Here is a 17060-nt window from a genome sequence, read left to right as displayed (position 1 = left end):
ATTCCTGCGGCGTGGTGGCGGCCGGCATCCACAAGGACGCCGGCCGCCGGTTCACATCAGTTCTCGCAAGTGCGGGGCGTGATGTTCTTTTCCTTGGCGTACTTGGCCGCGGCGTCCTTGACCATCGGGTCCAGAATGGTCTTGTCGGCCTGGTACCAGTCGGACACCACCTTGAACTTGGCGCCGTCCCACTGCACGATGCGGGCCCAGTCGTCACCCTTGTGGTTGCTGCACGAGGTCTTGACGGGGCGCATGATCTGGCCGAAGCCCAGCTTGTCCAGCTTGTCCTGCGTCAGGTTCAGGTTTTCAAAACCCCAGCGCACCTGCTCGGGCGTCAACGCCTTGCCCTTGCCGTACTTTTCCTGCGCCGTGCGGATCGCTTCCACTTGCAGCATCGAAATCATCATGCCGCGCGTGTGGGCGATGGTGCCCAGCGTGGTCTTGCCGGTCTTGTCCGCGCCCTGGCCCTTGTCGTAGACGAACTTCTTCAGGTCGTCGTAGACCTTGTCGTGCTCGGCGCCGCTGTTGTGCACGGTGATGGCGTTGTAGCCCTTGGCCACATCGCCCAGGTCTTTGACGTCGCCTTCAGAGCCGGCCCACCAGATGGCGTACATCTTGTCGCGCGGATAGCCGCTGGCCTGCGCTTCGCGGATGGCGGTGGGCGTCATGATGCCCGCGCTCCACAGCAGCACGTAGTTCGGGCGGGCCTGGCGGATCTGCAACCAGGTGGATTTCTGCTCCACGCCGGGGGCAGTCACGGGGTACAGCACCAACTCGAAGCCTTCCTTGGCCGCGCGCTTTTGCAGCAGCGGGATCGGTTCCTTGCCGTAGGGCGAGTCGTGATAGACCAGGGCAATCTTCTTGCCCTTGAGCTTGTCCATGCCGCCTTCTTTCTTGGCGATGTCCTGGATCATCACGTCGGCGGCGGTCCAGTAGGTGCCCAGCAGCGGGAAGTTCCACTCGAACACGCTGCCGTCCACCGACTGCGACAGGCCGTAGCCCATCGTTTCAACCGGCACCTTGTCGACCATGGCCTTGTCGCTGACGGCAAACGTGATGCCGGTGGACTGGGTGTCAAAGCCCGACGCGCCGGTGCCCTTGCCCTTCAGGCGTTCATAGCATTCCACGCCGCGATCGGTGGCATAGGCGGTTTCACATTCTTCGTACGTAATCTTGACGCCGTTGACGCCGCCATCACGTTCGTTGACCAGCTTCAGGTAGTCCAGCTTGCCATCGGCCCAGGGAATGCCAAGCGGCGCGAACGACCCGGTGCGATACACCAGCAACGGAACGAACTGCTCTTCGGCCGCCATTGCCGGCGTGGCCACGGCGCCGATGGCGCCGGCTGCGGCCACCAGGGCTGCCGCCAACTTCAGGTTAAGACGCTTCATCTCCATTTACCTCCTGCGTGGTGCTTGGGTCAGTAAACCCTGGGACACCGGGATTGGCCCGGTCTTGAGCCGGGTATTCAGGATGTGGATCACGGCACTTTTGCCGCCGCGGTCCGCAGAAATCAATGCGAAATCAAATTGTCGTCAATGCGGGAACGGCCAGATGCGCAGCTTTTCCTTGCCGATGCTCCACAAGCGCGCCAGCCCGTGCGGTTCGGCAATCAGGAAGAACACGATCAGCGCGCCGAACACCATGTGTTCGATGTGCGCGGCGGTGTCCACCGACAGCGGGATGCCCAGCGCATGCGGGATGTTCGACAGCGCCACCGGCACCAGCACGATGAACGCCGCGCCGAAGAAGCTGCCGATGATCGAGCCCAGCCCGCCGATGATGACCATGAACAGCAGCTGGAACGAACGCGTCAGATCAAAGGCCAGCGGTTCCCAGGAACCCAGGTGGATGTAGCCCCACAGCGCGCCCGCCACGCCCACGATGAACGAGCTGACCGCGAACGCCGTCAGCTTGGCGTACATGGGGCGGATGCCGATGACCGACGCCGCCACGTCCATGTCGCGTATCGCCATCCATTGGCGGCCGATCGCGCCGCGCACCAGGTTCTTGGCCAGCAGGCTGAAGACCACCACCAGGATCAGCACGAACAGGTACTTTTCCATGGCCGATTGCACCGGCAGGCCGAACGCCGTCAGCGGCGGCACCGACACGTTGCCCGACGATGAATAGTTGGTGAAGAACGGGATGCGCAGGAACGCCCAGTCCACGAAGAACTGCGCGGCCAGCGTCGCCACCGCCAGGTACAGCCCGCGAATCCGCAAGCTGGGGATGCCGAAGATCACGCCCACCAGCGTGGCGAAGCAGCCGCCCAGCAAAATCTGGATGATCAGCGGCATGCCCGGAAAGCGCACGCCGAAGTTCCAGGCGGCATAGGCGCCCACCGCCATGAATGCGCCCGTGCCCAGCGATATCTGCCCGCAATAGCCGACCAGAATATTCAGCCCGACCGCCGCCAGGGACAGGATCAGAAACGGAATCAGGATGGCGCGCAGCAGGTAGTCGGACGACAGCGCCGGCACGGCGATGAACGCCACCGCCAGCAGCAGCCAGATGAAGATGCGGTCCTGACGGATCGGGAAGATCTGCTGATCCGCCCGGTACGTGGTCTTGAACTGGCCGTTTTCGCGATAGAACATGTTTTTATCCCAGTGGCCTGTGGTTTACACGCGGTCGATGATCTTCTCGCCGAACAGCCCTTGCGGACGGAACAGCAGGAACACCAGCGCCAGCACATAGGCGAACCAGATTTCGATACCGCCGCCCACGAGCGACCCCAGGTAAACCTCGGACAGCTTTTCCCCCACGCCGATGATCAGGCCGCCCAGAATGGCGCCAGGCACCGACGTCAAGCCGCCCAGGATCACCACCGGCAATGCGCGCAGCGCCGCGGTGGACAGCGTGAACTGCACGCCGAACTTCGACCCCCAGATAATCCCCGCCACCAGCGCCACCAGGCCCGCCACGCACCACACGATCACCCAGATGCGATTCAACGGAATGCCGATGGACTGCGCGGCCTGGTGGTCGTCGGCCACCGCGCGCAAGGCACGGCCGGTGGACGTGTACTGGAAGAACAGCGCCAGCGCCGCCACCAGCAGCGCCGCGATGACGGCTGCGGTCAAATCTTCAAGGTTAATCAGCAGCCCGCCTTCAAAGACCGTGTCCAGGATCATCAGCGGATCTTTCGGCATGCCCACGTTGATGGAATACACCGAGCTGCCGAACGTGATCTGGCCCAGCCCATCCAGGAAGTAGCTGATGCCCAGCGTTGCCATCAACAGCGTGGTGGCTTCCTGGTTGACCAGGTGGCGCAGCACAAAGCGTTCAATCGCAACGGCCAGCAGGAACATCACCATGGCGCTGACGATGAACGCCAGCACGTTGGCCAGGATCATGTTGTCAAAGCCCAGCCAGCGCGGTATCCATTCCGAGAAGCGCGCCATCGACAAGGCGGCCACCAGCACCATCGCGCCTTGCGCGAAGTTGAAGACGCCGGACGCCTTGAAGATCAGCACGAAGCCCAGGCCGATCAGCGCATACATCATGCCGCTCATCAAGCCGCCGAATAAGGTCTCTAGAAAAAATCCCATGTCTGTCCGCCTTAGTGCGACACGCCGAGATAGGCGCGGATGACGTCTTCATTCGCACGGACTTCGTCCGGGCGGCCATCGCCGATCTTCTTGCCGTAGTCCAGCACCACCACGCGGTCGGAAATGTCCATGACCACGCCCATGTCGTGCTCGATCAGCACGATGGTGGTGCCGAATTCATCATTCACGTCCAGGATGAAGCGGCTCATGTCCTGCTTTTCCTCGATGTTCATGCCGGCCATGGGTTCGTCCAGCAACAACAGGCGCGGCTCCATCGCCAGCGCGCGACCCAGGTCCACGCGCTTTTGCAGGCCGTAGGGCAGGCGGCCCACCGGCGTCTTGCGATACGCCTGGATCTCCAGGAAGTCGACGATGTTCTCGACGAATTCGCGGTGCTGGGTTTCTTCGCGTTCGGCCGGGCCCAGGCGGAAGGCTTGCGACAGCAGCCCGCATTTCATGCGCAGGTTGCGACCCGTCATGATGTTGTCCAGCACGCTCATGCCCTTGAACAGCGCCAGGTTCTGGAATGTGCGCGCGATGCCCATTTCAGCGGCGCGGCGCGGGTTCATCTTCGAGAAACTCTCACCACGGAATGCAATGCCGCCTTTCTGCGGCGTGTAGACGCCGTTGATGACGTTCAGCATCGAACTCTTGCCCGCGCCGTTGGGGCCGATGATGGCGCGGATCTCGTGCTCGCGCACGTTGAAGGAAATGTCCGTCAGCGCTTTCACGCCGCCGAAGGACAAGGAGATGTTCTGCATGTCCAGCATGACGTCGCCGATACGCTGGTCGCGGTCGTTGTTGCTCATGATCTCTACGCGGCTCGGGCTGTGATGGCGGGAAACGTCTTGACGGGCCAGATCTTCAGGTCGGCTGAGATCTTGCCGGTGCGTCCGTCTTCGAACTTCACTTCGGTTTCAATGAACTGCGATTGCTTGCCGCCGAACAGCGCGTCGATCAGCACGCCGTATTTCTGCGCGATGAACGCGCGGCGCACCTTGCGCGTGCGGGTCAGCTCGTCGTCGTCCGGGTCCAGTTCCTTGTGCAGGATCAAGAAGCGGCTGACTTGCGATGCGCACAGCTTGGGGTCGGTGGCCAGGTCTGCATTGACCTGTTCGACGCATTCGGCGATCAGCTGGTAGACCTCTTCCTTGGCGGCCAGGTCGGTGTAGCCCGCATACGGCAGGCCCCGGCGCTCGGCCCAGTTGCCCACGGCTTCCAGATCGATGTTGATGAAGGCGCAAACGTCGTCGCGGTTGGCGCCAAAGGCCACGGCTTCCTTGATGTGCTGGAAGAACTTGAGCTTGTTCTCGATGTATTTGGGCGCGAACAGGCTGCCGTTGGCCAGCTTGCCCACGTCCTTGGCGCGGTCGATGATCTTCAACTGGCCGTCGGTGTCCAGGTAGCCCGCGTCGCCCGTGTGGAACCAGCCGTCGGCGCTGCGCGCTTCCGCCGTGGCGTCCGGATTGCGGTAGTACTCCTTGAACAGGCCCGGGCTCTTGACCAGGATTTCGCCGTTGTCCGCCACGCGGATTTCAACGCCGGCCACCGGCGGGCCGACGGTGTCGTCGCGCACCTTGCCGTCGGGCTGCACGCAAACGAACACGGATGTTTCCGTCGAGCCGTACAACTGCTTCAGGTTGATGCCGATGGACCGGTAGAACACGAACAGGTCCGGGCCGATGGCCTCGCCTGCCGTGTAGGCCACGCGCACGCGGCTCATGCCCAGCGCGTTGCGCAAGGGGCCGTAGATCAGCGCATTGCCCAGCGCATAGCGCAGGCGATCCCAGGCGTTGACGGATTCGCCATCCAGGATCTTGGTGCCCACCCGGCGCGCCAGCTTCATGCAGGCGCCGAACAGCTTGCGCTTGATATAGCCCGCGTCTTCCATGCGGATCATGACGTGCGTCAGCAGGCCCTCCAGCACGCGCGGCGGCGCGAAGTAATAGGTGGGGCCGATGTCGCGCATGTCGATCGACACGGTGTCCGGCGATTCGGGGTGGTTGACCGTGAAGCCCGTGACCAGCAACTGCGTATACGAAAACATGTTCTGCCCGATCCAGGCGGGCGGTAGATACGCCAGCACGTCTTCCTGATCGGTCAGGTTTTCCATGTCGGACACGGCGCGCGCGCGGTCGATCAACGCATGGTGCGTCAGCACCACGCCCTTGGGCTTGCCGGTGGTGCCCGACGTATAGAACATGGCGGCCGGGTCGTGCGGTTGCACGGCGGCGATGGCGCGGTCAAGAAAGTCGGGATGCTGCGCCGCGTAGTCCCCGCCCAGCTTCTCCAGCTGTTCATACGACTGCAACATGGAATCGGAGTAATGGCGCAGGCCGCGCGGGTCATCAAACACCACGTGCTTCAAGGCCGGACATTGCTCGCGCACTTCCAGCATCTTGTCGACCTGTTCCTGGTCTTCCACCACGGCCACGCTGATCTCGGCGTCTTGCAGCACGTAGACCATTTCCTGCGCGACAGCGTCTTGATAAAGCGGCACCGGAATGGCGCCCAGCGATTGCGCGGCCATCATCGCCATGTACAGGCGCGGCCGGTTCTCGCCGATGACGGCCACGTGCATGCCGGGCCGGATGCCCAGCGCCGCCAGGCCGTTGGCCACATGGCGTACATGCTCGGCCACCTGGGACCACGTCAGGGTTTGCCAGATGCCCAGGTCTTTCTCTCGGATCGCGGGCCGCGACCCACGAACATTGGCATGCGCGAACAGCAGCGCTGGAAAGGTGTCCAGCGCCGCCGGCACCTGTGCGGATGCGGGCGATGAATGTGCCACGTTGTCTCCTCCGGTTTGGGCACACCGCGCCAGCGCGCCGCAGATGCGGCATTGGCGAGTAGGGGCTTGACCAGTTGGTTTTAGATTTACGGCAGGACTTAAGGTATAAGGTTGGGTTGCTACCAACTGTCACCATCGCGACATTCAAGGAACTTTTAGGGTATTCCCGATGCAGCTATCCGACTCCCTTCAACTTGCCGCGGCGTGGTTTCGCGTGCTCAACGCCGAGCAGCAATCGCGCGTCGAGCGGGACCTGTCCGTGCAGCAAGTCGTTGCCGGATCGATCATAGAGCGCAAAGGGGAACTCGCACAGGCTTGGATCGGTGTCTTGGCCGGCTTGGTGAAAGTGTCGGTGGGCAACGCGGAAGGCAAGGTCGCCTCGTTAACGGGCGTGCCCGCCGGCGGCTGGATCGGCGAAGGCTCGCTCTTGAAGCGCGAAGTCCGCAAATATGACATCGTCGCGCTGCGCGATTCCGTCGTGGCGCGGCTGCCGGCGGCAACGTTCGACTGGCTGCTGGACACCAGCATTCCGTTCAACCGTTATCTGCTGCATCAGCTGAACGAGCGCGTGGCGCAGTTCATCGGCAAGGCCGAATACGACCGGCTGCTGGACCCCGATGCGCGTGTGGCCCGCTGTCTGGCTGAACTGTTCAACCCTTTGCTGTATCCCGGCATGGGAATGCGGCTGACGATTACGCAAGAAGAAGTCGGCTATCTGGCCAGGGTGTCGCGCCAGCGTGCGAATCAGGCGCTGCGCAAGCTGGAAGAGGCGGGTCTGTTGAACGTGGAATATGGCGCGGTGCGTGTGCTGGATCTGGACGGCCTGAAACAATACGGGTCGGACCGCAGCACGGTGGAAGGCGAACACGCGGCCTGAAGGCAAGGGCGGTGCGATGTTCCGCAGCCCCGCAGTCCCGCAGCCCGGCAGCACGGCAAAAAAATATTCCAAAAAATCCTTGACGTTAAATAGTGCGCTATTTAATATTGCGCAATGAAATCCAAAGCGAAGGCGCCCACCAAACCCAAAAGCGCGTTCAACCCGCTGCTGCTGGACAGCCAACTGTGCTTCGCCTTGTACTCGACCTCGCTGGCGATGAACAAGGTGTACCGCAAGCTGCTGCGCGGGCTGGACCTGACGTATCCGCAGTACCTGGTGATGCTGGTGCTGTGGGAGGGTGAGGACATCACGGTGACCGATATCGGCGCCCGGCTGTTCCTGGATTCGGCCACGCTGACGCCGCTGCTCAAGCGTCTGGAAGCCGCCGGTCTGGTAACCCGCAAGCGCGCGGTGGACGACGAGCGCCAGGTGATCGTGGGGCTGACCAAGCAAGGCCGCGATCTGCGCGAGCAGGCCGAAGCCGTGCCGCATGCCGTGGCCGCCGCCGCCCAGTGCACGCTGGACGAAGCGCAAGGCATGATGAAGGAGCTGCACGCATTGCGGGAAAAGCTGGTCGACAGTATTTGAAGTGTGGGGTGATGCCTGTCATCATCCGGTCAAATAAGTAGTGCGCTATATAGTTGTGTACGATTTAAATGAATGTGAAGCATAGGTTTGCAGCAGGTTTGCAGTGGGTTTTCAGTGGGTTAGCAGTCCTTCAGTTTCAGTAAGCGCCGACGCGGGAAGGCCCGTCCGGCCCAGGCAGTTCAACTTTCATCCTACAAAGGAAACGCATCATGTCTATCGAAAAAGTCCTCTACCGCGCTAATGCAACCGCCACCGGTGGCCGTGAAGGCCGTGGCGTCAGCGATGACGGCAACCTGGACGTCAAGCTGACCACGCCGCGTGAACTGGGCGGCGCGGGCGCGGCCGGCACCAATCCCGAGCAATTGTTTGCCGTGGGCTATTCCGCCTGCTTCCTGGGCGCGATGAAGTTCGTTGGCGGCCGCGACAAGATCGCCATTCCCGCCGACGTGTCGGTGAACGGCATTGTGGGTATCGGCGCCATCCCGACCGGCTTCGGCATCGAAGTCGAATTGAAGATTTCCCTGCCGGGCATGGACCGCGAACAGGCCGAAAAGCTGGTGGCCGCAGCGCACATCGTTTGCCCGTACTCGAACGCCACGCGCGGCAACATCGACGTGACGTTGACCATCGTCTAAGCGTCATTGCACGCACCCCGGCGCGTCTGGGCGCCAGCCGCCCGAACGCCGTCGGGCGGTAACAAGCGCGACGGTTCCGTGTTGAACACACGGCCCGTCGCGCTTTGCGTTGCCGGGACTAGTGCCCGCCGCCCAGGTATGCCGCCACCACCGCCGGGTCGTCCCGCAATTTGTCCGCGCTGCCGTGCACCGAGATCCTGCCGTTCTCCAGCACGTAGCCGTAGTCGGCCACCTGCAACGCGGCTGCGGCAAATTGCTCAACCAGCAGCATCGTCACGCCTTCATCCTTCAAGCGCGCGATGATGCGGAACACCTCTTCCACCAGGATCGGCGCCAGCCCCATCGAGGGTTCGTCCAGCAGCACGAGCTCCGGATTCAGCATCACGGCGCGCGCCATGGCCAGCATCTGCTGTTCGCCGCCCGACAAGGTGCCGGCCAGTTGATCGCGCCGTTCCTTCAGGCGCGGAAACAGATCCATGGCGCGGCCCAGGTCGGCTTGCACATCGCCCTTGGGACGGCTGCCCGTCAGGCGCGGAAACGCGCCCAACAGCAGGTTGTCGGTAACCGACAGCGTGGGAAACACGCGCCGGCCTTCCGGCGAATGCGCCAGGCCCAGCCGCGCGATGCGGTGCGATTCCAGGCCATCGATGCGCTTGCCGCTCAGCGTGACCTCGCCCGCCGTGGGTCGGATCATGCCCGACAGCGCCCGCATCGTCGTGGTCTTGCCGGCGCCGTTTGAGCCGATCAGCGTCACCACCTTGGCCTTGGGCACCTCCATGCTGATGCCGTGCAGCACCTTGACCTTGCCGTAACCCGCTTCCAGATTCTTGATCGATAGCATCTTGTTGTCCTCTTGGCGTCAGGCGGGCGCACCGCCCAGATACGCCTCGATAACCTTGGCGTTGCTTTGCACTTCGTTCGGCAGGCCTTCGGCAATTTTCTGGCCGAAGTCCAGCACCGATACGGTGTCGCACACCCCCATCACCACATCCATATGGTGTTCGATGAGGATCAACGTGATGCCGTGGTCGCGCACCTTGCGGATGATGGCCAGCAGTTCGATGATGTCGGGCGCGGTAAGCCCGGCGGCGGGTTCGTCCAGCAGCAGCAGCTGCGGGTCCAGCGCCAGCGCGCGCGCGATTTCCAGCAGACGCTGCTTGCCGTAGGGCAGGTTGCGCGCCTCTTCGCTTGCCAGGGATTCCAGCCCCACGAATTCCAGCAGCGCCATGGCGCGGGCGCGGGCGCCTTGCTCTTCACCTTTCCACTTGGGCGTGCGCAGCGCAATGGCGGCCAGGCCGGTGGTGAAGGTGTGGTGCAAGCCGACCAGCACGTTTTCCAGGGCCGTCATTTCGCCGAACAGCTGCACGTTCTGGAATGTGCGCGCGATGCCGGTGGCGGCGATATCGGCCGGTGGCAGACCCACCAGCGACTTGCCCGAGAATTCCACCGCGCCGGCGGTCGGCACATAGATGCCGGTCAGCACGTTCATCATCGTGCTCTTGCCCGACCCGTTCGGGCCGATCAGGCCGTGGATGGTGCCGCGCTTGATCGTCAGGTCCACTTCGTTCAGCGCCTTCAGGCCGCCAAACTGCATCAGCACGCGCTTGGCGGACAGCAGTGTCTCGCCCTTGCCCGCCACCACGGCGTCCGGCACCGCGTCCTGTTCATTGACCAGGTCTTTTTTCACCGACAGCGCGGCGCGGCGGTTCGAGAAGAACAGGTTGCGCACAAAGCCCACGATGCCGTCGGGCAGGTAATACACCACGAACAGGATCATGGCGCCGAAGATGGTTAGGCGCCAATCGGTCACGGCTTCCAGCCAGTACGAGAAAATGGCCAGCACGATGGTGCCCACCACCGGCACGACCACGCGGCGCGGCTCGGCCCGGCCCTTGGACACGGCCACGATGCTGCCCACCGTGACCAACACGGCCACGGCCAGCGCGATCAGGCGGAAGGTGCTGATGTCGTCCAGCATCTTGGGCAGCAGCACGATGATGGATGCGCCGAGCAGCGCGCCCGTGCGGCTTTTGCGCCCGCCCATGATGATGGCCAGCAGGAACAGGATGGTGAGCTCGAAGTTGTACGTGTTGGGCGAGATGTACTGTTCGGAATACGAGTACAGCGCGCCCGCCAGCCCGGCAAAGCCGGCGCTGATCACAAACGCGAACACCTTGTGCCGGTAGACCGACACGCCCATGCAGTCGGACGCAATCGGGCTGTCGCGCAGCGCTTCGAACGAGCGGCCCAGGTGCGACTTCAGGATGCGGTGCACCACGATCAGCGACAGCACCAGCAGCGCACCCACCAGCCAGAAGTATTCGCTTTTGGTCAGGATGTGCCCGCCGATGGACGGCTTGGGGATCTTGATGCCCAACGGGCCTTCGGTCATGAAGGTCATCTCGTTGATCAGGATCTGGATGATGGTGCCGAATGCCAGCGTGACCATCGCCAGGTAAGGCCCCGTCACGCGTAGCGCCGGCAGCGCCAGCACCGCGCCGAAGGCCGCCGCGATGAGGATGGCGGCGGGCAAAATCACCCAGATGGGCATTTGCAGATGAAAGAACAGTACGCCGGCGACATACGAGCCAACGCCGAACAGGCCGGCATGGCCCAGCGACACCTGGCCGGTGTAGCCCACCACGATATCGAGCCCGAACAGCAGGATCGAATAGATCATGATCGTTTCGATCAGGTGCAGGTAGTACGTGTTGGTCACGCCCAGGGGCACGGCGGCCAGGCAGGCCACGGCCACGACGGACAGCAAGAGGTGCAGGGGTTTCATCGCTTACACCTTCTTGATCGCGGTCTTGCCGAACAGGCCGGCGGGCTTGAAGGTCAGCACAAGCAGCAGCAATACCAATCCCGGCACGTCCTTGTACCCTGTCGACAGATAAAAACCGGTGGTCGTTTCGGCAATGCCCAGGATCAACCCGCCCACGACCACGCCCATGCCGCTGGACAGTCCGCCGATGATCGCCACGGCAAACGCCTTCAAGCCCAGCACCGCGCCCATCGTGGCGCCGGTCAGCGTCAGCGGGGCCACCAGCACGCCGGCAAACGCGGCGGTCAGCGACGACAGCGCATAGGAAAACGTGATCACCATGCCGGTGTTGATGCCCATCAGGCCAGCGGCGTCGCGGTCATTCGAGGTGGCCACGAAGGCTTTGCCGTAGATGGATTTACGGTTGAAGATTTCCACCAGGATCATCATGCCCAACGCGCCGAACACCACCAGCAGTTCCATGGGCAGCACGTTGGCGCCCAGCACCTGGATGGGCGCTTCTGGCAGCGGTGACGGAAAGCGCAGGTCGTCGCGGCCCCAGATGTTCTCGGCCACGTTCTTGAAGATGATGCCCAGCGCGATGGTGGCCATGATCCAGCCAAACTCCGATCGCGTCTTGATGGCCGGCCGCACGCCGACCCGCTCAACCAGCGCGCCCTGCGCGAAGCCGAAAATGCAGACGATGGGAATCATGACCCAGTAGTTCACGCCCAGGCCGACCAGCGTCAGCCCGACCAGCGCGCCCAGCATCAGGGCTTCACCCTGGCCGAAGTTCAGCGTGCCGGACGTGGCGAAGGTGAGCTGGTATCCGAACGCAATCACGGCATAGATCATGCCTAGCGCGATACCGCTGTAGATAAGCTGTAGAAGAATCATGGTGTGTGTCTTGATGCGCTGTGTTCCGTCCCAACCCCCTTGGGCAGAACGCTGTTTTCAGGCGGCTGCATGCCCCGCGCCCGATGCGCCGGGCGCGGGCGGCGGCGGCCGGTCAGCCGCCGCCTTCCTGCTTGTTTCACACTTAGTTGGCCTTGACGACGCGGCCGCCCTTGACCTCGCCGATGACCACTTCCTTGGCCGTGATGGCGTCGTGGTTGTCGTGGGTGAACGGCTTGTTGTAGGTCATCACCACGCCTTCTACCGGCGTTTGCAGGTTTTCCAGCGCTTCGCGCACCTTGGCGCCGTCGGTGGAATTGGCCTGCTTGATGGCGGCCGCCAACAGGAAGACCGAGTCATAGCCCTGGGCCGCCGACACCGGGGAATCGATGCGGTTGTTCTTGGGCTTGAACTTGGCCAGGTAGGCGTCGATGAACGCCTTGCGCTTGGGCGAGTCGGGGTCCTGGATGAAGGTTTGCGGCATGCGCGCGCCTTCGCCATTGGCGCCGGAGTTGTCGATGTAGTTGGCCATGGACAAGGTCCAGCTGCCGATGATCGGCACCTTCCAGCCCAGCTTGGTCATGCCATTGGCGATCTGGGCCAGTTCGGGCCCGATGCCATAGGTCAGCACGGCTTCGGCGCCGGCGGCCTTGGCTTTCAACAGCTGGGCCGTCATGTCGACGTCCTTGATGTTGAACTTCTCAACCGCCACGGCCTTGATGCCCTTGGCGTTCAGGGCTTTTTCCAGATCCTCGCGACCCAGCTGGCCGTAGTTGGTGGAATCCGCCAGGATGGCGACTTTCTTGAAGCCACGGCGGGTGATCGCTTCTTCAACGATCATCGGGGCCTGGATGCTGTCATGCGCCGCATTGCGGAACACGTAGTTGTCGGGGTATTCCGGCGCCTTGAACTGGTGCGTGATCACGCTGCCCGTGGCCACGTTGTTGAAGACGGGGATCTTGGCGTCCTGGTAGAAGCGCTGCGAGGCCAGGGCCACGCCGGTGTTGATGTAGCCGACGGTGGCGGCCACTTGTTCCTTGTTGATCAATTCCTGGGCGATCTGCACGCCGCGCTCGTTCTTGGCTTCGTCGTCGCGTTCGACGGCAACCAGCTGGCGCCCCAGCACACCGCCGTTCTTGTTGATCTCTTCAATGGCCAGGCGCACGCCATCGCGCATGCTGACGCCCATGGAGGACGAACCCCCGGTGTACGGGCCGGCCACGCCGATCTTGATGGGGTCGGCGGCGTACGACGCGGCCGATGCAGCAAATGCAAGGGTTCCTGCTAGCAGCTTCAAACGAAAATCCATGGATGTCTCCGTTGTAGTAATTAGTGAACTGCGTGGAAAACCGTGTGCCGGCGCTGATCGGCGTGTTGCGTGATGCGGCGCTCTCCTGTGTTGCGTGTTGTGACTGTCTGCTTAATCGCTTACGCGAATCTGACCGCGCGGGGCTTTTCCGCGTAAATACCTAGTACGTATCTAGTGCGGGCGCACGGGGCCGGTGGGCGGCCGGGGCGCTGCGACGCGGGGGGTGTCGTGGGGGTGGCAGGCAGACAGCGGTGCTGGCGGCATCCTAGCCAGCGGGGAATGAAGGCGTGCGGAAATTCATTCCGCTTTGGGCTGGAAATTTATTCCTGTCCGGGCGGCACGCCGCGTGGTTCCTGGGCTGCCAGTTTGCAGACCTCTTGCAGCCATAGGGAAAACGCTTGCACCACGCTGCGCGGTGCACGCGAGGCCTCGGTGCAAAGGTAGTACTGCGATTCGCCGGGGATATCGATGTGGGTGACGCGCACGAGTTTGCCTTCGTCCAGCCATTCGGCCGCCAGGCTGCGGCGCGTCAGCGCCACGCCCTGGCCCGCGCGAGCAGCGGCCAGCATCATGCCCAGGTCCACCAGCCAGACGCCGCGCGACGGCTCGGGCCAGTCCAGGCCAGCCGCGTCCAGCCACGGCCGCCAGGGCTCCATCGGGCAGCGCAACAGCTCGGCACGAGCCAGGTCTTCAGGGCGGTTGAACGGCCCGCGTGAGGCCAGGTAGGCGGGCGAGCACACGGCGAAGACCGGGTCGTCGGTGAGTTGGCGCGCGTGCAGCCCGGGGTACTTGCCGCTGCCGAACCGCACCCAGGCGTCCGCGTTGGGCGGCATGATGTCCAGGTACGGGATGGACAGCAGGATTTCCAATTCCACATCGGGATGCGCAGCGGTAAAGCCGGGCAGATAGGGAATCAGTACCTGACGGGCAAACGTGGGCGTGGACACGACGCGCAGCGGTTCGGGCTTGGGTTCGCCGCGCTGATGCAGCGACGCGTCGGACAGCAGGTCCAAAGCGGTGCGGACCTGGCTGAGGTAGTCGCGCCCGGCTGCGCTGAGGGTGGCGCCCCGGCTGCTGCGGATGAACAGCGACACGTCCAGCATGGCTTCCAGGGCAGCGATGCGCTTGCCGATGGCGCTGGCGGTGACAAAGAGTTCTTCGCTGGCGCGTTCAAAAGAGCCCAGCCGCGCTGCGGCTTCAAACGCCTGGATGGCGGCCAAGGGGGGCAGCCGCACATCTTTGGAAGGGGAAGGTCCGCGCATGATCGTCTGGCGGGCCGGCCGTGCGCCCGACGAAAGAGTGGCAACGGCGCATTATAAAAGTGAAGCGCGGTCGTCGCCCTTGAAGTGAAGCGCGGTCGCCGCGCCCGGAGTGATGCGTGGTCGCGGTCCCTGAAGCGAAGCGGAGTCGCCGCCTTCGCGACCCCGCTCCGTTCAGATGCCCTTGATCGCCAGGCTTGCCGCCAGACCCGCCATGACCACGGCGATGACGCCATCCAGCACACGCCAGGCCGATGCGTTGGCGAAGAAGCGCGCGAACACGCGCGAGCCGATGCCCAGCACGGCCAGCCAGAGCAGGCTGGCGGTGAAGGCGCCCGCCGCGAACGCCATGCGCGCGTCGTCAAAGCCATGCGCCAGCGAACCCACCACCACCATGTCCAGCCAGAAATGCGGGTTCAACAGCGAAAACCCCAGCGCGCCCAGCATCGCGGCGCGGCGCGACGGCACCACGTCGCGCGCGGCGGCAAGGCCACCTGTGGCGGTCCATGCGCGGCGTGCGGACTGCACCGCGTACCAAGACAGGAAGGCCACGCCGAACCAGAGCACGGCGGTGGTCAACCAGGGGAACCAGGCGGTCAGCGCTTGCAGCCCGGAGACGCTGGCAAAGATGAACACCGCGTCGATCAACGCGCAAATGGCGACCACGCTGAGCAGGTGCGCGCGCATCAGCCCCTGTCGCAGGATGAACGCGCTTTGCGCGCCCACAACGGCGAACAGACCCAGCCCGGTGGCCGTTCCGCTGGCCCAGGCAGTAAGGAAGAGGGGGGATGACAACGTGGCGAACATGATGCAAATACCTGTGACTGCTACGCCTGTGGCGGCGCTTTATTAAGGGTGCTAACTGAAGAATGCCGAACGCATTGCGCAGTTTGGCAATCACGTATTTTCCCTTGTCACGCCGATGAAATACAGCTAATTTTCCTTTACTGAATTAAGCATAGCTAATCCATGAAAATCGACCATGGCAACCTGCGGGCGCTGGCCGCGGTGGTGCGCGAAGGCAGTTTTGAGCGGGCCGCGCTGTCGCTTAGCGTGACGCCGTCGGCAGTCTCGCAGCGCATCAAGGCACTGGAGGACCGCATGGGCCGCCTGCTGGTCCAGCGCACCGTGCCGGCCGCCGCCACCGCCGACGGCCAGGTGCTGGTGCAACTGGCCGAGCAGACGGCGCTGCTGGAACACGATGCGCTGAACCGGCTGGGCGTGTCGGACGACGACGTGCCGCACGCCAGCATCCCCATCGCCGTCAACCACGACAGCCTGGAAACCTGGTTTGTCGACGCTGCCTTGCAGTTCTCGCAACGCACGCGGGCCACGCTGGACATGCTGTCTGAAGACCAGGACCACACCGCCGCGTTATTGCGTAACGGTTCGGTGCTGGGCGCCGTGACGACGCTGGCGGATCCCGTGCAAGGTTGCCGCATCCATTCGCTGGGCAGCATGCGGTATGTGGCGACCTGCACGCCGGACTTCCACAAGCGCTATTTCGCCCAGGGCGTCAACGCGCAGACGCTGGCGCAGGCGCCGGTGCTGGTCTTTAACCGCAAGGATGCGTTGCAGGCGCGCTTTGCGCACAAGATATCGGACCCGGCGCCGTGGCAGCCGCCGGTGTGGTGGGTGCCCTCCACCCGTGCGTTCGTGCAGGCCACGCTGGGCGGACTGGGTTGGACGATGAATCCACTGCCGCTTGTGCAGGAACACCTTGATGCCGGTCATCTGATGATGCTTCGCAGCCGCGCCTGGGAGGATGTGCCGCTGTATTGGCAACATTGGCGGGTAAACTCCGAGGCGATGCAAGCCTTGACCGATTCGGTTCTGTCAGCCGCCCGCAGCTTGGTCCGGCGGCGTTAACCCACCAGGAGGACACCCCTATGAACATCCGCAAGTTCGCACTCATTGCCGCCATTGGCCTGTGCACGGCCGGCTCGGCGTGGGCCAAGGACTACAAGGTTGGCCAGATCGAGGTCGACGACCTTTGGGTGCGCGCCTCGGCGCCGGGCCAGTCGAATGGGGCGGGCTACATGGACATCGACAACGATGCCAAGTCCGAGGACCGCCTGCTGTCGGTGACGTCCGACGCCGCCGAACGGGTCGAGCTGCATACCGTGCAGACCGAGAACGGCGTGTCGAAGATGCGTCAGGTGGAAGGCGGTATCGCGCTGCCCGCCGATACCGAGGTCAAGCTCAGCCCGGGCGGTTATCACGTCATGTTCATCAAGCTGCGCGCGCCCTTCAAGGACGGCGCCACCGTGCCTGCCACGCTGAAGTTTGAAAAGGCCGGGGAAGTCGCCGTGCAATTCAAGGTCAAGCCGGCGTCGCATAACCCCGGCATGAGCCACGATCACGGTGCGATGAAGCACTAAGCACGACG

General features: G+C 63.4%; 16 protein-coding genes. 5 read left to right on the top strand and 11 right to left on the bottom strand.

Annotation, left to right across the window (positions count from 1 at the left end; translation table 11 throughout):
• Positions 1-56 precede the first annotated feature (56 nt).
• The 5 genes from KYT87_RS28315 to KYT87_RS28295 form a co-directional block, all read right to left on the bottom strand.
• Positions 57-1397 carry an ABC transporter substrate-binding protein gene (locus tag KYT87_RS28315; RefSeq protein WP_082134340.1) on the bottom strand — a complete coding sequence of 447 codons (1341 nt, stop codon included), beginning with the start codon at positions 1395-1397 and terminating at the stop codon, positions 57-59.
• A gap of 138 nt (positions 1398-1535) precedes the next feature.
• Complete coding sequence (locus KYT87_RS28310) at positions 1536-2600, bottom strand: branched-chain amino acid ABC transporter permease (RefSeq protein ID WP_046803041.1); 1065 nt, start codon at positions 2598-2600, stop codon at positions 1536-1538.
• Positions 2601-2624: 24 nt separating this feature from the next.
• Positions 2625-3554: a branched-chain amino acid ABC transporter permease gene (locus tag KYT87_RS28305; RefSeq protein ID WP_219991369.1), complete on the bottom strand. Its 930-nt coding sequence runs from the start codon at positions 3552-3554 to the stop codon at positions 2625-2627.
• Between the two features lie 11 nt (positions 3555-3565).
• On the bottom strand, positions 3566-4363 hold the full coding sequence (locus KYT87_RS28300; RefSeq protein ID WP_046803043.1) for an ABC transporter ATP-binding protein: 798 nt from the start codon (positions 4361-4363) through the stop codon (positions 3566-3568).
• Positions 4364-4368: 5 nt separating this feature from the next.
• Positions 4369-6345, bottom strand: coding sequence for a long-chain fatty acid--CoA ligase (locus tag KYT87_RS28295; RefSeq protein ID WP_219991368.1), 1977 nt, complete (start codon positions 6343-6345; stop codon positions 4369-4371).
• A 169-nt stretch (positions 6346-6514) separates the two neighbouring features.
• On the opposite strand from KYT87_RS28295, the gene KYT87_RS28290 reads away from it, so the two are divergent.
• From KYT87_RS28290 to KYT87_RS28280, 3 genes are all read left to right on the top strand, one after another.
• Positions 6515-7222: a Crp/Fnr family transcriptional regulator gene (locus KYT87_RS28290; protein ID WP_219991367.1), complete on the top strand. Its 708-nt coding sequence runs from the start codon at positions 6515-6517 to the stop codon at positions 7220-7222.
• A gap of 114 nt (positions 7223-7336) precedes the next feature.
• On the top strand, positions 7337-7810 hold the full coding sequence (locus KYT87_RS28285) for a MarR family winged helix-turn-helix transcriptional regulator (protein WP_219991366.1): 474 nt from the start codon (positions 7337-7339) through the stop codon (positions 7808-7810).
• A gap of 209 nt (positions 7811-8019) precedes the next feature.
• On the top strand, positions 8020-8445 hold the full coding sequence (locus tag KYT87_RS28280) for an organic hydroperoxide resistance protein (protein ID WP_006216338.1): 426 nt from the start codon (positions 8020-8022) through the stop codon (positions 8443-8445).
• Positions 8446-8563: 118 nt separating this feature from the next.
• Here the strand turns inward: KYT87_RS28280 and KYT87_RS28275 are convergent, their stop codons facing one another.
• The 6 genes from KYT87_RS28275 to KYT87_RS28250 form a co-directional block, all read right to left on the bottom strand.
• Entirely contained in the window at positions 8564-9286 is a 723-nt protein-coding gene (locus tag KYT87_RS28275; protein WP_046803048.1) for an ABC transporter ATP-binding protein, read from the bottom strand.
• An 18-nt stretch (positions 9287-9304) separates the two neighbouring features.
• The gene (locus KYT87_RS28270) at positions 9305-11230 is read right to left on the bottom strand and encodes an ATP-binding cassette domain-containing protein (RefSeq protein WP_219991365.1); all 1926 of its coding nucleotides are present in this window, start codon (positions 11228-11230) and stop codon (positions 9305-9307) included.
• 3 nt (positions 11231-11233) lie between these two features.
• A complete protein-coding gene (locus KYT87_RS28265; RefSeq protein WP_006216335.1) occupies positions 11234-12106 on the bottom strand; it encodes a branched-chain amino acid ABC transporter permease in 873 nt (290 codons plus the stop codon).
• A gap of 142 nt (positions 12107-12248) precedes the next feature.
• Positions 12249-13412 carry an ABC transporter substrate-binding protein gene (locus KYT87_RS28260; RefSeq protein WP_046803050.1) on the bottom strand — a complete coding sequence of 388 codons (1164 nt, stop codon included), beginning with the start codon at positions 13410-13412 and terminating at the stop codon, positions 12249-12251.
• A gap of 320 nt (positions 13413-13732) precedes the next feature.
• Positions 13733-14674, bottom strand: coding sequence for a LysR substrate-binding domain-containing protein (locus KYT87_RS28255; protein WP_185975331.1), 942 nt, complete (start codon positions 14672-14674; stop codon positions 13733-13735).
• 171 nt (positions 14675-14845) lie between these two features.
• Positions 14846-15478 (bottom strand): LysE/ArgO family amino acid transporter, encoded by a 633-nt coding sequence (locus tag KYT87_RS28250; RefSeq protein WP_046803052.1) that lies wholly within the window; start codon positions 15476-15478, stop codon positions 14846-14848.
• Between the two features lie 162 nt (positions 15479-15640).
• Between KYT87_RS28250 and KYT87_RS28245 the strand changes: the two genes are divergently transcribed.
• Both KYT87_RS28245 and KYT87_RS28240 read left to right on the top strand, forming a co-directional pair.
• Complete coding sequence (locus tag KYT87_RS28245) at positions 15641-16540, top strand: LysR family transcriptional regulator ArgP (protein ID WP_104142614.1); 900 nt, start codon at positions 15641-15643, stop codon at positions 16538-16540.
• A gap of 20 nt (positions 16541-16560) precedes the next feature.
• Positions 16561-17052: a copper chaperone PCu(A)C gene (locus KYT87_RS28240; RefSeq protein WP_046803054.1), complete on the top strand. Its 492-nt coding sequence runs from the start codon at positions 16561-16563 to the stop codon at positions 17050-17052.
• The last annotated feature ends 8 nt before the right edge of the window (positions 17053-17060 follow it).

Source organism: Achromobacter sp. ES-001 (assembly GCF_019448355.1).
GTDB classification, from domain to species: Bacteria; Pseudomonadota; Gammaproteobacteria; order Burkholderiales; family Burkholderiaceae_B; genus Achromobacter; species Achromobacter spanius_B.
The sequence above is the reverse complement of the archived record's forward strand: the minus strand, read 5'-3'. Positions and strand labels throughout refer to the sequence as shown.

Bases quoted from the DNA above. Each gene is read 5' to 3' on its own strand.
- KYT87_RS28255 (WP_185975331.1), bottom strand. From the start codon at position 14,674: ATGCGCGGACCTTCCCCTTCCAAAGATGTGCGGCTGCCCCCCTTGGCC.
- KYT87_RS28260 (WP_046803050.1), bottom strand. From the start codon at position 13,412: ATGGATTTTCGTTTGAAGCTGCTAGCAGGAACCCTTGCATTTGCTGCA.
- KYT87_RS28270 (WP_219991365.1), bottom strand. From the start codon at position 11,230: ATGAAACCCCTGCACCTCTTGCTGTCCGTCGTGGCCGTGGCCTGCCTG.
- KYT87_RS28275 (WP_046803048.1), bottom strand. From the start codon at position 9,286: ATGCTATCGATCAAGAATCTGGAAGCGGGTTACGGCAAGGTCAAGGTG.
- KYT87_RS28290 (WP_219991367.1), top strand. From the start codon at position 6,515: ATGCAGCTATCCGACTCCCTTCAACTTGCCGCGGCGTGGTTTCGCGTG.
- KYT87_RS28245 (WP_104142614.1), top strand. From the start codon at position 15,641: ATGAAAATCGACCATGGCAACCTGCGGGCGCTGGCCGCGGTGGTGCGC.
- KYT87_RS28240 (WP_046803054.1), top strand. From the start codon at position 16,561: ATGAACATCCGCAAGTTCGCACTCATTGCCGCCATTGGCCTGTGCACG.
- KYT87_RS28305 (WP_219991369.1), bottom strand. From the start codon at position 3,554: ATGGGATTTTTTCTAGAGACCTTATTCGGCGGCTTGATGAGCGGCATG.
- KYT87_RS28285 (WP_219991366.1), top strand. From the start codon at position 7,337: ATGAAATCCAAAGCGAAGGCGCCCACCAAACCCAAAAGCGCGTTCAAC.
- KYT87_RS28280 (WP_006216338.1), top strand. From the start codon at position 8,020: ATGTCTATCGAAAAAGTCCTCTACCGCGCTAATGCAACCGCCACCGGT.
- KYT87_RS28300 (WP_046803043.1), bottom strand. From the start codon at position 4,363: ATGAGCAACAACGACCGCGACCAGCGTATCGGCGACGTCATGCTGGAC.
- KYT87_RS28250 (WP_046803052.1), bottom strand. From the start codon at position 15,478: ATGTTCGCCACGTTGTCATCCCCCCTCTTCCTTACTGCCTGGGCCAGC.
- KYT87_RS28315 (WP_082134340.1), bottom strand. From the start codon at position 1,397: ATGGAGATGAAGCGTCTTAACCTGAAGTTGGCGGCAGCCCTGGTGGCC.
- KYT87_RS28310 (WP_046803041.1), bottom strand. From the start codon at position 2,600: ATGTTCTATCGCGAAAACGGCCAGTTCAAGACCACGTACCGGGCGGAT.
- KYT87_RS28265 (WP_006216335.1), bottom strand. From the start codon at position 12,106: ATGATTCTTCTACAGCTTATCTACAGCGGTATCGCGCTAGGCATGATC.